The 12817-nt window shown below is 61.3% G+C and carries 10 protein-coding genes and 1 tRNA gene; 3 read left to right on the forward strand and 8 right to left on the reverse strand.

Features of this window, described 5'->3' with window-relative positions; genetic code table 11:
• Positions 1-24: 24 nt before the first annotated feature.
• The 4 genes from QRN36_RS19440 to QRN36_RS19455 form a co-directional block, all read right to left on the reverse strand.
• Complete coding sequence (locus QRN36_RS19440; protein WP_285425564.1) at positions 25-1605, reverse strand: aldehyde dehydrogenase (NADP(+)); 1581 nt, start codon at positions 1603-1605, stop codon at positions 25-27.
• Positions 1606-1618: 13 nt separating this feature from the next.
• Positions 1619-3277, reverse strand: a complete 1659-nt coding sequence (locus QRN36_RS19445; RefSeq protein WP_285425565.1) for a thiamine pyrophosphate-binding protein — start codon at positions 3275-3277, stop codon at positions 1619-1621.
• A 126-nt stretch (positions 3278-3403) separates the two neighbouring features.
• A complete protein-coding gene (locus tag QRN36_RS19450) occupies positions 3404-4108 on the reverse strand; it encodes a hypothetical protein (RefSeq protein ID WP_285425566.1) in 705 nt (234 codons plus the stop codon).
• A gap of 266 nt (positions 4109-4374) precedes the next feature.
• Positions 4375-4451 (reverse strand) — tRNA-Met (locus QRN36_RS19455).
• A gap of 1494 nt (positions 4452-5945) precedes the next feature.
• Here QRN36_RS19455 and QRN36_RS27675 point away from each other — a divergent pair.
• Entirely contained in the window at positions 5946-6953 is a 1008-nt protein-coding gene (locus QRN36_RS27675) for a methyl-accepting chemotaxis protein (protein WP_373568773.1), read from the forward strand.
• Between the two features lie 303 nt (positions 6954-7256).
• Positions 7257-7913 (forward strand): bifunctional 2-polyprenyl-6-hydroxyphenol methylase/3-demethylubiquinol 3-O-methyltransferase UbiG, encoded by a 657-nt coding sequence (locus tag QRN36_RS19465; protein ID WP_285425568.1) that lies wholly within the window; start codon positions 7257-7259, stop codon positions 7911-7913.
• A 9-nt stretch (positions 7914-7922) separates the two neighbouring features.
• On the opposite strand, the gene QRN36_RS19470 is transcribed toward QRN36_RS19465, so the two are convergent.
• A complete protein-coding gene (locus QRN36_RS19470) occupies positions 7923-9269 on the reverse strand; it encodes an ATP-binding protein (protein WP_306470482.1) in 1347 nt (448 codons plus the stop codon).
• Positions 9270-9274: 5 nt separating this feature from the next.
• Positions 9275-9985, reverse strand: a complete 711-nt coding sequence (locus QRN36_RS19475; RefSeq protein WP_285425570.1) for a response regulator transcription factor — start codon at positions 9983-9985, stop codon at positions 9275-9277.
• Positions 9986-10152: 167 nt separating this feature from the next.
• Between QRN36_RS19475 and QRN36_RS19480 the strand changes: the two genes are divergently transcribed.
• Entirely contained in the window at positions 10153-10944 is a 792-nt protein-coding gene (locus QRN36_RS19480; protein ID WP_285425572.1) for a VacJ family lipoprotein, read from the forward strand.
• 100 nt (positions 10945-11044) lie between these two features.
• On the opposite strand, the gene ychF is transcribed toward QRN36_RS19480, so the two are convergent.
• The gene (gene ychF / locus QRN36_RS19485; protein WP_093462398.1) at positions 11045-12145 is read right to left on the reverse strand and encodes a redox-regulated ATPase YchF; all 1101 of its coding nucleotides are present in this window, start codon (positions 12143-12145) and stop codon (positions 11045-11047) included.
• Between the two features lie 21 nt (positions 12146-12166).
• Entirely contained in the window at positions 12167-12751 is a 585-nt protein-coding gene (gene pth, locus QRN36_RS19490; RefSeq protein WP_093462395.1) for an aminoacyl-tRNA hydrolase, read from the reverse strand.
• Positions 12752-12817: the final 66 nt, after the last annotated feature.

Below are 12817 nucleotides of genomic sequence, written 5' to 3' on the forward strand. Positions count from 1 at the left end.
GGCGCGAGCGGGAGAGTGCGCCGGTCAGTCTTTGGAGAGCTGACCGTTGATCAGGCGCCAGGTCTGGAGCGGATTGCCCTGCTGCAGCGCCGGCGGCAGCAGCGAATCAGGGACGTTCTGATAGCAGACCGGACGCAGGAAGCGATCGATGGCCGTAGCGCCCACTGAAGTGCTTCGGCTATCGGACGTCGCCGGGAACGGCCCGCCATGGACCATCGAGTAACTGACTTCGACACCGGTCGGGAAATCGTTGAACAGAATGCGTCCGGCCTTGCGCTCCAGCGTCGGCAGCAACGCCTGAGCCATCGCCTGATCACCCTCGTCGTAATGCAGCGTCACGGTCAGCTGACCGTCGAATTTTGAGGCCACTTTCTGCAGGTCGGCAGCGTCCTTGCAGACGATCAACAGCGCGCTGGGCCCGAAGTTCTCGTCTTCCAGTGCAGGGTTGGCGAGGAAGGTGGACGAGTCCGTGCGGAAAAAAGCAGGTCGCGCCTGAAACGAACCCTCCGCCTCACGGCCCTCGGCCACCAGTGTCACGCCCGCTGCGTTATGCAGATTGTTCAAACCGTTGCAGTAAGCGCCATGAATGTTGGGCGTCAGCATCGTCGTCGGGGTTTTGTCGGCCAGCGCTGTCGCGGCGGCTGAAACGAAGCTCTCCAGCGCATCGCTTTCCAGGGCCAGCAGCAGGCCCGGGTTCGTGCAGAACTGTCCGCCGCCCAACACCAGTGAGTCGACGAAACCTCTGGCGATGCTTTCAGCCCGGGCTGACAACGCCGAGGGCAGCAGAAAGACCGGGTTGATGCTGCTCATTTCGGCGTAAACCGGGATCGGCACAGGTCGCGCCTGAGCGGCAGCGACCAGCGCCAGTCCGCCACGGCGGGAGCCGGTGAAACCGACTGCCTGAATCAGCGGGTGGCTGACCAGCGCCTGACCGACCGAAATATCCTTGTCGATCAGCAACGAGAAAACGCCTTCTGGCATGCTCGTTTCGCGTGCAGCTTTTTGAATCACTCGGCCGACCAGCTCGCTGGTGCCCAAGTGAGCCGGGTGCGCCTTGACGATGACCGGACAGCCAGCGGCCAGCGCCGATGCGGTGTCGCCGCCGGCTACCGAGAACGCGAGAGGAAAGTTGCTGGCGCCGAAGACTGCGACCGGGCCCAGGCCGATGCGGCGCAGGCGCAGGTCGGCGCGTGGCAGGGGCTGGCGTTCGGGCATCGCGGTATCGACCACCGCGCCATGCCAGCGACCGTCGCGCAGCAGGCTGGCGAACAGCCGGAGCTGGTTGACGGTGCGCATCCGCTCACCTTCAAGCCGGGGGCGGGGCAGCCCGCTTTCAACGTGAACCCGTTCGATCAGCACGTCACCCAGATCCAGCAACCCCTGCGCAATGGCGTCCAGGAACGTGGCGCGCTGTTCGTCGCTCAGTTGCCGGTAGCGGTCGAACGACGCTTCGGCCAGTTCGCAAGCGGCCTGGACATCGGCGGGCGTGCTGGCGCCGAAGGTGGGCGTGAGTGGCTCGCCAGTCGCGGCGGCGAGGGCGAACACTTCCCCTCCCTGGCCTTGAACCGTACGTTGACCGATGATCGTTTCACCAAGAATCTGCATTGCGCAACACCTCTTAATCAAGACGAGCCTGGGGTGTGATCTGCCGTGGATCGACGCGCAACTCGATCAGCGCAGCGACGCCCGCTTCTTGCGCACGCTGAAAGGCTGCCGGGAAATCTTCGCTGCGTTCGACCCGCTCGGCATGAGCACCGAAGGATTTGGCCAGAGCGATGAAATCCGGATTCGCCAGCCCAGTGGCCGACACGCGTCCTGGATATTCCCGCTCCTGATGCATGCGAATGGTCGCAAGCATGCCGTTGTTCACCACAATGACCACTATCGGCGCGTTGTATTGCATTGCCGTGGCCAGCTCCTGAGGGTACATCATGAAGCAGCCATCGCCAGCAAAGCAGACGACAGTTCTGTGTGGGGCATGCAGTTTGGCCGCAATGGCTGCCGGCAAGCCGTAGCCCATCGCGCCATTGGTCGGCGCCAGTTCGGTGGCTGGCTGGCGGTAGCGATAGAAACGATGAACCCACACGGTGTAGTTGCCCGCGCCGTTGGTGATGACCGCGTCGTCCGGCAATACCTCATTCAAATGCGCCACCACCGCGCCCATGTCCACGCCCGCCAGTTGCGGGTGCGCGAGCGGCGGTGTCGAATGCTCCAGATAGTCGGCCCGCGCTTCGCTGGTCCAGGTTTTCCAGGCGCTGCTGACAACCGGCTCCATGGCTGCGGCGGCGTGGGCGAATTCGCGAAGCGACGACAGGATGGGCAAGCGCGAGTGATAGACGCGATTGAGCTCCTGAGGATCGGGGTGCACATGAATCATCGGCTGTTGAGGCGTCGGGCTCTCGATCAGCGTGTAGCCCTGGGACACCGTTTCGCTCAGCCGGGAGCCGATCACCACTAGCAAGTCGCTCGTCCTCACTCGCTCCAGAAGCTTGGGCGAGGTGCCCAGACCGAGTTGGCCGACGTAATGTCTGTCGCGATTGTCGAACAGGTCCTGGCGTCTGAACGACGCAGCCACGGGCAGATCGTTGGCGTGTATGAAGCGCCGCAGCGCATCGCTGGAAGCTGCGTCCCAGCCTGTGCCCCCGACGATCACCAGCGGCTGTTTTGCCGCAGCGAGCAGGCTGCGCAGCGACGTGAGTGAGGCGCTGTCAGGCGATGCGCGCGCAATGCGCACCGGTTGCGCGTCGGCCACTGCGGCGCTGCCGAACAATATCTGTTCGGGCAGGGCAACGACCACCGGGCCTGGACGACCCGACATGGCGATGCTGAACGCTTTACTGACGACTTCCGAAATGCGCTCGATGCTGTCGATTTCGGTCGCCCACTTCGCCAGACCGCCGAACATCTGCACGTAGTCCACTTCCTGAAAGGCCTCGCGCCCTTTGAACGCGCTTTCGATCTGGCCGATGAACAGAATCATCGGTGTCGAGTCCTGTCGGGCAGTGTGTACGCCGTTGCTGGCGTGGGTCGCACCGGGGCCGCGCGTCACGAAGCAGATGCCGGGGCGGCCGGTCAGCTTGCCGTAGGCGTCGGCCATGTTCGAGGCCGCGCCTTCGTGACGGGTGACGAAGGTGCGAATCGAGGTCGCGTCGTGCAGTGCGTCGAGCACCGGCAAATAGCTTTCGCCGGGAACGCAGTAAATCGTGTCAGCGGCATTGTGCAGCAGCGCCTGGACGAGAATCTGGCCGCCATTACGCGGTTGCTTGGCATCGGGCATGGACGTTGAATTCCTTGATTCGGGTTTCCCGCAGGACGAGCGTCGCGGGAGGCCTACAGTGGCGCTCCCGTCGACAGGTCCAATTGGGTGTAGACCAGAACCATGGCAATTGCATCGATTGCCGTTTTACTGCTGAGCGGCGCTGTACCCTTCGAACGCCGTCTGCTGCTGAATCGCGGCAATAATGTTTTTGCGTGTGGCAGGTTGCTCGTTGCCGTCTTTGTCCACAAAGCTTTCGCTCTGCAGCTCGGCGTCATCGCCTTCGCCGACAAAGGTGAATCCGAGGAACTCGAAGGCTTCACGGTCCACATTGGCTTTCGAACGCGGAGTGCGTAGCGGCAGCGTCACGTTGGCGCCGTCCTTGCTGATGACGAACACTTCGGCTTCTTTTTTCGCCCGCGCGGTTTTGCTCTTGCCGCCGCCCGGATTGCTCACTGCTTGATGAGTCTGGTTGAGCACCTTCAACGCAAGGCTGTACACCAGCTCCTGAAAGCTTGGGTCGTCTTTGTAGCTGGAGAGAATCCGGCTGATCGGGAATTTCGTGCTGAGGTCTTCCAGCGCAGCCATGTCGGCCGCTTCGGCGTCCTTGAGCTGTTTGAGCTGACCCATCAACTCGTACGCCTGGTCATCGTCGAAACGGTCGTGAGCCTGACGGATGGCAACGCGCAACTCGCGAATCTGATCGCTTTCCTTTGCACTCTGAAAGGCATCCAGGACCATTTCGCTGATGGTTTTCGCCTGCGGCACATGCTGTGAGAGGTTGATGGCGTCTTCGTACGCTTGCTTGGAAGACAGAGCGGTCACGGCTGCATCGGTTTGAAAATCAGACATTGAACATCCATTACTTCATTAACGGGATTTGAGACGCGAAAAGCGCTGGGCGTTTCGAAGGGGGGTTAATCTATTGGACGAGCCCTCGGTTGTCACGAGTGGCCTTGTGATTCGAAGCCGCCGCTCGCCGGCAGTGGTCAACTGCATGGAGTCGATCTGGGAAGTTAACGCGACGCTTGGACCCAATAGGTCAAGCGCAGAGACTGGCAGGTTTCAGACAGCCAGAAACAACAAAGCCCGCACAAGGCGGGCTTTGTTGAGGTACTTGGTGGCTACACAGGGACTTGAACCCCGGACCCCAGCATTATGAATGCTATGCTCTAACCAACTGAGCTATGTAGCCAAGTGGCGCGCATTATTCGCTCGAATCGAAGATGTGTCAAGCGCCTCTTTGAAAATTTTATGCGTGTGATCAATCGGTTAGGGTTTCAGCCCTGCCGCCGCCGAGAAATGCAGCGGGAATGTCACGACGGTGACAATTTTTGCAGCACCCGTTGAGTGGATTTGCCCCACTTTGGCGCATTTTGCGTGCACCGTCTTTGCGCTCGTGCCCATTTAGATGGCTTCGTGCTATCGGTCCATTTCTTGCTTAAGCCAGCCCGAGGGTGGGCCGGGCTGAACGTCGCTCCGTCTCTACATCACCGACCGTTTATACGTCCTCGACACAGGAGACGGGCGGTTATCGTTTTTGAAACAGAGACATGGCATTTTGCCTGTAAGTAATGTTGAGGACCCTGGCCGCGGTCACGAGCTGCGCCATGGAGTTATCGCTGAGGAGTAGTCGGGTATGCAGAGTCTTTTGTCGCCAGGAATCCGCCTGCTCGGACAGTTTGGGTTTGCACGCAAGTTTCAGGTGCTTTTCATCCTGTTCATGCTGCCGCTGGCCGGCAGCCTGTGGATGATCGGGCAAGACTACAGCAGCAAGCTGGCCGTCATTTCCGAGGAGCAATCCGGGGTTCGTCAGTTGCTTGCACTGGATCAACTGGACGCCCAACTGACGGCGCAACGTAACCTGGCGGCGCGCTGGAAAGCTGCCGACATCCTTCATGATCCGACGCCGGCCGCCAAAGCCGCCATGTCTGCGCTCGACGCCGCGAACCCTCAGCTCTCGCAAACCCTGTCCACCCTGGCTGACGAGCTGAAAGCGCGCCAAGTCAGTGCCGATACGATGGCCCGTTTCCAGGCGCTGCAGGCATCGGTCAAGGGGATGGACTCCGAGTCGCTGCGTACCGTGGGCTGGTGGCCCGATGGATACGATCGTTTCACGGCGGCGCTGACGGCGCTGCAAAGTCTGCGTGAGCAGATCGCCATCGACAGCGGGCTGATCCTCGACCCATGGCTTGAAACCTACTTGCTGATGCAAGTCGCCACGCAACAGGCGCCGGATCTGATCGAGCGTATTGGTCGGATGGCCAGCATCGGTCAATCGTCGATTGCTTCGGGGCAGTTCACCTTGCAGAGCCGTTTACAGATGCGTGACCTGCGCAGTCGCATCGGCGACGCTCGCGACCAGTTGGTCAAGACCGTGAGCTCGTTGCAGGCGAAATCCTACCCTGGCATGGAGGTCTGGACGCGTCAGTACAACGACAGTCTTCAGCGCCTGGACACCGAACTGAAAACCCTCGATGACGGCGTTTTCGGCGGCACGATCAAGCTTGATACATCAGCCTTCGAGCGCAGCGTCGACAGCACGCTCCAGGCTCTGGCTGCGCTGCGTAATCAGTCCTTGTCCTCGTTGCACAGCCGGCTGGATTACTACCACGATCGCAGCATCCGTCAGTTCATCCCGGTTGCCGCGACGTTCAGCATTCTTGCTGTGGCCGCGTTGTATCTGTTCATGTGCCTGCAGGCCTCGATTCGTCGCAGTGCTCAGGGCATCACGACCCTGGCCGAGTCCCTTCGTGACGGCAATCTGTGCGTCGAGGTTCCGGTGCAAGGGCGCGACGAGCTGGCGGCGATCAGCACCGCGCTCAACGTTGCGGTCGTGCAGTTGCGTACCAGCCTGCTGGGCGTCAACCACGAAACCCAGCAACTCGGCTCGGCGGTGCTGACGCTCAATTCGCAGTCGGGCAGCACGCTCAATGAGGTGGAAGATCAGCAGCAGCAGATCAGCCAGATCGCAGCGGCGGCCACTCAGCTGGCCGCGACGTCGCTGGGCGTTGCCAAAAGCTGTGAGGAGGCGTCCGGCAGCGCGCAACAGACGCGGCAGATTGCCGAAGACAGCAGTCGCGACAGCCTGCGCACAACGGCGAGTATCCAGCAGTTGAATCAGAAACTCACTGATACGGCCAATGCCCTGGGCCGTGTCAGCGAGCAAGGGCAGCAGATTCAATCGGTGGTGGACACCATTCGCGGCATCGCAGAACAGACCAACCTGCTGGCGCTCAACGCTGCTATCGAAGCCGCTCGGGCGGGCGAGCAGGGACGTGGTTTTGCCGTGGTGGCCGACGAGGTGCGCAGTCTGTCCCAGCGCACGCAGGCCTCGACTGCGCAAATCGCCGGCACGGTCGACAGTCTGCGCTCGACGGTCAGCCAGGCCGTCACCCTGATGGAAGCCGCGTGTGGCCAGGCGGTGAGCGATGCGCAATCGGTCACCGGCCTGGGCGAGCGCCTGGGCGAGATTGCCAACGCCGTTCAAGTCGTCACCGACACCCTGGCGCAGATCGCCACCGCAGTGGAAGAGCAGGCAGCGACGGCCGATGAAGTCAGCGGCAATATCCAGCACGTTGACCAGGCGGCCGGGCGATTGCTGGAGGGTGCACGCGCGGTGAATCAGGCCGCCGACACGCTGAGCAAAGGCAGTCGCGCGTTGAGCGACAACACCGCCAGATTCCAGCTGAGCTGATGACAGCCCCGGCAGTTAAAGCCGGTCCTGCGAAGCGGGCAGTGTCCGTAGGACCGGCTTCAGCCGGGAAGAGGCCTGCACGAACACCCTCCATTCGACGGCGTGATACCCGACGCCTTCCCGGCTAAAGCCGGTCCTACAAGAGCCCGCCGAGCACGTGGCGTCGGTCGGGCCGCACGGACCGCGCTATGTCGGTGAGCACAGTGCCTTCATATACGCTCAGATAGTGGTCGCTCGATCGCGGCTGACGTATAAGAATCGTCATTTTTCGGGCTTCCACTCATTCTTTCGCAAGGCGTTCTCATGACTGACAGCAGTGCCGCAGGCGCGGCGGTTTATTCTCCATTCACCTTGGCGCTGTACGACGCGTGGGTGCTGGGCATCTCCAATCGTTACGCCTGGCGCTGCCCGACCAAAGAGGTCCTGCTGCCATTCTTCCGCGCCAACGCAGGCCTTCGTCATCTGGACATTGGCGTGGGCACCGGTTACTACCTGGCCAACGCGCAACTGCCGGCGGACACCCAGATCACGTTGCTCGACCTCAACCCGAGCAGCCTGGAAGCGGCCAAGCGCAGGATCGATCGGCCAGGTACACGAACCCTTCAGCACGATGTCATGACCCCCATTCCGGGCGATGAGCTGTTCGACTCCATTTCGCTGTTCTATCTGCTGCATTGTTTGCCGGGTCCGCTGGACGCCAAGGCCGCCATCTTCGGCACGCTCAAGCACAACCTGCAGCCGGGCGGCGTCCTGTTCGGCGCGACGATTCTGGGTGATGAGGCCGGGCACAATGGTTTCGGCCGCAAATTGATGGCGGTGTACAACAAGAAAGGCATTTTCGGGAACCGCGGCGATACCCAGCTCGGCTTCGAAGCGCACTTGCGTCAGCACTTTCGTGACGTCACGCTCAAGCGCGAGGGCAAAGTCCTGCTGTTTCGCGCGGCCCAACCGATCGTCTGACGCGCGCCTTCAGCCGAGCGGCAGCACAACGCGGGCTTCGAGCCCGCCTTGCTGGCGGTTGTGCAGGCTCAGCGTTCCACCGTGCTCCAGCACCGTCGCCCGCGCTGCGGACAAGCCCAGCCCGACGCCGCCGGTCGTTCGATTACGCGATCCCTCGACGCGAAAGAACGGCGTGAACACTTTTTCATGAAGTTCTGAATTGATACCTGGTCCGCGATCCTTCACCTGGATCAACACATGTTCGGCGTGCGCCCCGAGGTAAACCTCAGGCTCGCGTCCGTACTTGACGGCGTTCTCCACTACATTCACCAACGCGCGTTTGATGCCGATCGGACGACCCATGTAAACGAGCCTGTTAGGCCCGTGGAATGTTACCTCCGCGCCTGCATCCTTGAAGTCGTCGACCACGGTTTGCAGCAGTTGGGCCAGATCGAACGCGGTCGCTTCTTCAAGCCGCGCATCGTCGCGGAAGAAATCCAGCGCCGAGTTCACCATCGCCTGCATTTCATCGACGTCCCGGAACAGCCGGGATTGCTGCTCGGCGTCTTCAATGAACTCGCCGCGCAGGCGCATGCGGGTCAACGGTGCGCGCAAGTCATGGGAAATGGCGGCGAGCATTTGCGTGCGGTCATGCAGAAAGTGCTGGATCTGCGCCTGCATGGCGTTGAATGCAAGGATGGCCTGACGGATTTCCTGAGGGCCGATCACCGGAATCGGCGGCGCGCGGAAATCGGTGCCGAAGCGCCTTGCACCTTGTGCGAAACGCTCCAGAGGACCTGCGAGATGCCGCGTGGCAATCAATGCGACGACCATCGTGGAGGACAGGATCAGCGCAATGATGATCAGGTTGCGCGGCAGCTCCCCAAGTCCCCAACTGCGCGTGGGCACTGAATACATCACCCACGAGCGGTCGCTCAATTCAATCATCAGGGCATAGCGGCTGCTTGCCGCGCCGCTTGGCCAGTCGGCAGGTTCATAGGCTTCGATGCTCGCGTCAGGCCTGCTCAGCAGCCGTCGAAGCAATGCCGAGCCGGTGCGGAATGTCGGATCTTCGATGGCTGGCAGATGCGCGTCTTCGTGGTGCGGCAGCCATTGACTGCTGAAGTCCCGATCGCTGGCGGCGGCGGCAATGGCGGCCCGTTGTGCAGTCGGAACCGAGTCGATGATGCGCGTGATCGCGGCTGCCTTTTCCATCAGGCCCGTTTCCATCAGCGGTGGCCTTGCCCAGACACCCCCAAACACGCTGACCACACCGTTGAGCGCCAGTGAGGCGAGCATCGCTGCCATGGTCGTCAATGCGATCCAGCGGGCCACGGTGTCGCGCGGGCGGCTGAGTCTGTCCCGTAAGCCTTCCATCAGGTTCACTTTTTGATCACCGAGGGCGTGAACAGATAACCGACGTTGCGGATGGTCCGGATGATCGGGGCGCTGCTCAGGTCCGCCTCCAGCTTGCGGCGCAGCCTGCTGACCTGAACATCGACGCTGCGATCGAAGGCGTCATGGGTCTCGCCGCGCGCCATGTCCAGCAATTGCTGACGCGTCAGGATGCGCTGCGGATGTTCGGCGAACACCAGCAGCAGTTCGAACTCACCGGCAGAGAGCGGGATCATGACCCTTTCCGGCGAGCGCAATTCGCGTCGGGTCACGTCGAGTCGCCAGCCCGCGAACTCCAGAGCAGGGCGCGGCGTATCGCCGACAGTGCCTTGCAGTTGCGCCGTACGTCTGAGCACCGCGCGGACTCTGGCCAGAAGCTCCCGTGCATCGAAGGGCTTGGTCAGGTAATCGTCGGCACCAAGCTCCAGCCCGACGACGCGATCGCTGAGCTCACCCATCGCCGTCAGCATGATGACCGCAACGTTGTGCTCCGCGCGCAAGCGTTGGCACAGCACCAGGCCGCTGTCGCCCGGCAACATGACGTCGAGGATGATCAGGTCAGGCTTACGGCGTTCGATCGCGTTCCACAGCGACGCTCCGTCGGTGGCAATGTCGACGCTGTAACCGTGCTGCGCGAGGAATTTCTGCAGAAGCGCGAGGACTTCAAGGTCGTCGTCGACCAGTAATAGATGAGTCACAGGGGACACGCTGCCGGAATGAACATGAGTGCGTATCTAAAATCATTCAAGCCGCTGCGTCATATATTTCAATCCGGAAATAAAGCGCCTGACGGGCAATAATCCGGCAATCATCGAGCAAGAAAGCGCATGCAGCATTGGCCTCAGTCCTTGCCCGAGATGCTCGCATGCCCATTATCAAATCGGTTTCGCCTTCTGTTCGATCTGCCGTCGCGGGCTGTCTCGCGCTGCTCGCCAGTGGCTGCGCGAACACGCTGCCTGTTGGCTCGGCATCCTGTGACCGCGCGTCGTACACGATCCACGACCCGGCCGAGTCCTTCAACCGAGGCATTTTCGTACTCAACCGAGGTGTCGACGACTACGCCCTGGCGCCGGTGGCCAGAGGCTATTTGCATTTGCCCGGTTTCATACAGACGGGTGTGCATAACTTCGTGGCGAACTTCGGAGAGCCGAAAGTCTTCATCAACGATCTTTTGCAGGGCAATGCCCAGCGCTCGATCAACACCCTAGGGCGTTTCGTCATCAACTCGACGGCAGGCGTGGTGGGGTTGATCGATGTTTCAGGCAAGCTTGGCATCGAACGCCACAAAGCCGATTTCGGACAGACTTTCGGGGTCTGGAACATCGCCGATGGCCCTATCATCGAGCTGCCGCTGCTGGGCTCCGCCAATGCGAGAGACGCCGTTGGCAAGTTGCTGAGTTTCGCCATCGACCCGTTCGGGGATAACAGCGATACAGTCGATGCGCTCGGCACGGCCAATACGGTGGGCGGCGTCGTTGACGGGCGAGCGCGTCTGCTGCCTGTCACGGACAGATTGCAGCAGCGGCCCGATTACTACCTGGCGCTTCGCGATGCGGTGGCACAACGGCGCGCCGACTTCGTTGCGGATGGAAAGGAGGGGGCTGTCGTAGAGCCCGTCAAACGTTGCCCTGACGGCGCCGCAGTGAATAAGGACTGACTGCTCGGTTCGCCTCACAAGCCAGAAAACAAAAGGCCCCCGCATCCATTGATGCGGGGGCCTCGTCGTTCAGCAAGTGCGCGGCCGTTGCCGCAATCCATCAAACGTTAAAACGGAAGTGCAGCACGTCGCCGTCCTTGACGATGTAGTCCTTGCCTTCCAGACGCCATTTGCCTGCTTCCTTGGCACCGGCTTCGCCCTTGTACTGGATGAAGTCGTTGTAGGCGATGCACTCGGCGCGGATGAAGCCTTTCTCGAAGTCGGTGTGAATCACGCCTGCCGCTTGCGGCGCGGTTGCACCCACGCGCACGGTCCAGGCGCGTACTTCTTCGACACCGGCAGTGAAATAGGTCTGCAGGTGAAGCATTTCATAGCCGGCGCGAATGACGCGGTTCAGACCGGGTTCTTCGAGGCCGAGGGCTTCGAGGAACATGTCCTTTTCTTCACCGTCGTCGAGCTCGGCGATCTCTGCCTCGATCTTGTTGCAGACCGGAACCAGCATTGCGCCTTCTTCTTCGGCGATCGCGCGAACGACGTCCAGATGCGGGTTGTTTTCAAACCCGTCTTCGGCCACGTTGGCGATGTACATGACCGGCTTGGTGGTCAGCAGATGGAAGCCTTTGATCACGGCTTTCTCATCGGCGCCCATGTTCTTCATCAGGCTGCGCGCAGGCTTGCCTTCGGTGAAGTGAGCGATCAGTTTTTCCAGCAGGCCCTTCTGGACCACGGCATCCTTGTCGCCGCCCTTGGCGTTGCGCGCGACTTTCTGCAGCTGTTTCTCGCAGCTGTCGAGGTCGGCGAAAATCAGCTCCAGGTCGATGATCTCGATGTCACGCTTGGGGTCGACGCTGTTGGAGACATGAATCACGTTCTCGTCTTCGAAGCAGCGAACCACGTGAGCAATGGCGTCGGTTTCACGGATGTTGGCCAGAAACTTGTTGCCCAGGCCTTCACCTTTGGACGCACCGGCTACCAGACCCGCGATGTCGACGAACTCCATCGTGGTCGGCAGGATGCGCTTCGGATTGACGATCTCGGCCAGCGCCTGCAGGCGTGGATCCGGCATCGCCACGATGCCGCTGTTCGGTTCGATGGTGCAGAAGGGAAAGTTCTCCGCCGCAATACCGGATTTGGTCAGGGCGTTGAACAGGGTGGACTTGCCGACGTTGGGCAGGCCGACGATGCCGCAATTGAATCCCATGGTGTTTCCCCTCGAGTGATGTCAGGCCTTCTGGCTGTGCAGGACGCGCATCGCCTTGGCGAAGTCGCCAGCGAGTACATCCGGCAGCACGCCGAGGGCAAAGTCGATGCTGGCGTCCAGTTTTTCCTGTTCGGCGCGTGGCGCACGACCCAGTACGAAATTGGAGACCAGACTGGCATCGCCCGGGTGGCCGATGCCAAGCCGCAGACGATGGAATCCGTTCTGGTTGCCGAGCTGCGCAATGATGTCGCGCAGGCCGTTATGCCCGCCGTGCCCGCCACCCAGTTTGAGTTTGGCGACGCCCGGAGGCAGGTCGAGTTCGTCGTGAGCCACCAGAATGGCGTGTGCCGGGATCCGGAAAAAACCTGCCAGAGCCGCAACCGACTGGCCGCTGCGGTTCATGTAGGTCGTCGGGATCAGCAGACGAACGTCTTGGCCTTGATGGCTGAATTTAGCCGTCAGACCGAAATACTTGCGGTCAGCGGTCAGATTGACACGCTGTGCGCTGGCAATACGCTCAACGAAAAGAGCCCCTGCGTTATGCCGGGTCTGTTCGTATTCGGGGCCTGGATTTCCCAGGCCGACGATCAGTTGGATGGCGGTCACGTCAGGGGCTCTTCCTTGGGTCGAGTGTGATGATGCCGGGCATCATCACGGGTTCAACCGGCTAGC

Source organism: Pseudomonas sp. efr-133-TYG-103a, from assembly GCF_030209235.1.
Taxonomy (GTDB): Bacteria; Pseudomonadota; Gammaproteobacteria; order Pseudomonadales; family Pseudomonadaceae; genus Aquipseudomonas.

Excerpts from the sequence above, each read along its gene's own strand:
- QRN36_RS19440 (WP_285425564.1), bottom strand. The coding sequence starts at position 1,605 with ATGCAGATTCTTGGTGAAACGATCATCGGTCAACGTACGGTTCAAGGC.
- QRN36_RS19445 (WP_285425565.1), bottom strand. The coding sequence starts at position 3,277 with ATGCCCGATGCCAAGCAACCGCGTAATGGCGGCCAGATTCTCGTCCAG.
- QRN36_RS19450 (WP_285425566.1), bottom strand. The coding sequence starts at position 4,108 with ATGTCTGATTTTCAAACCGATGCAGCCGTGACCGCTCTGTCTTCCAAG.
- QRN36_RS27675 (WP_373568773.1), top strand. The coding sequence starts at position 5,946 with ATGTGCCTGCAGGCCTCGATTCGTCGCAGTGCTCAGGGCATCACGACC.
- QRN36_RS19465 (WP_285425568.1), top strand. The coding sequence starts at position 7,257 with ATGACTGACAGCAGTGCCGCAGGCGCGGCGGTTTATTCTCCATTCACC.
- QRN36_RS19470 (WP_306470482.1), bottom strand. The coding sequence starts at position 9,269 with ATGGAAGGCTTACGGGACAGACTCAGCCGCCCGCGCGACACCGTGGCC.
- QRN36_RS19480 (WP_285425572.1), top strand. The coding sequence starts at position 10,153 with ATGCCCATTATCAAATCGGTTTCGCCTTCTGTTCGATCTGCCGTCGCG.
- ychF (WP_093462398.1), bottom strand. The coding sequence starts at position 12,145 with ATGGGATTCAATTGCGGCATCGTCGGCCTGCCCAACGTCGGCAAGTCC.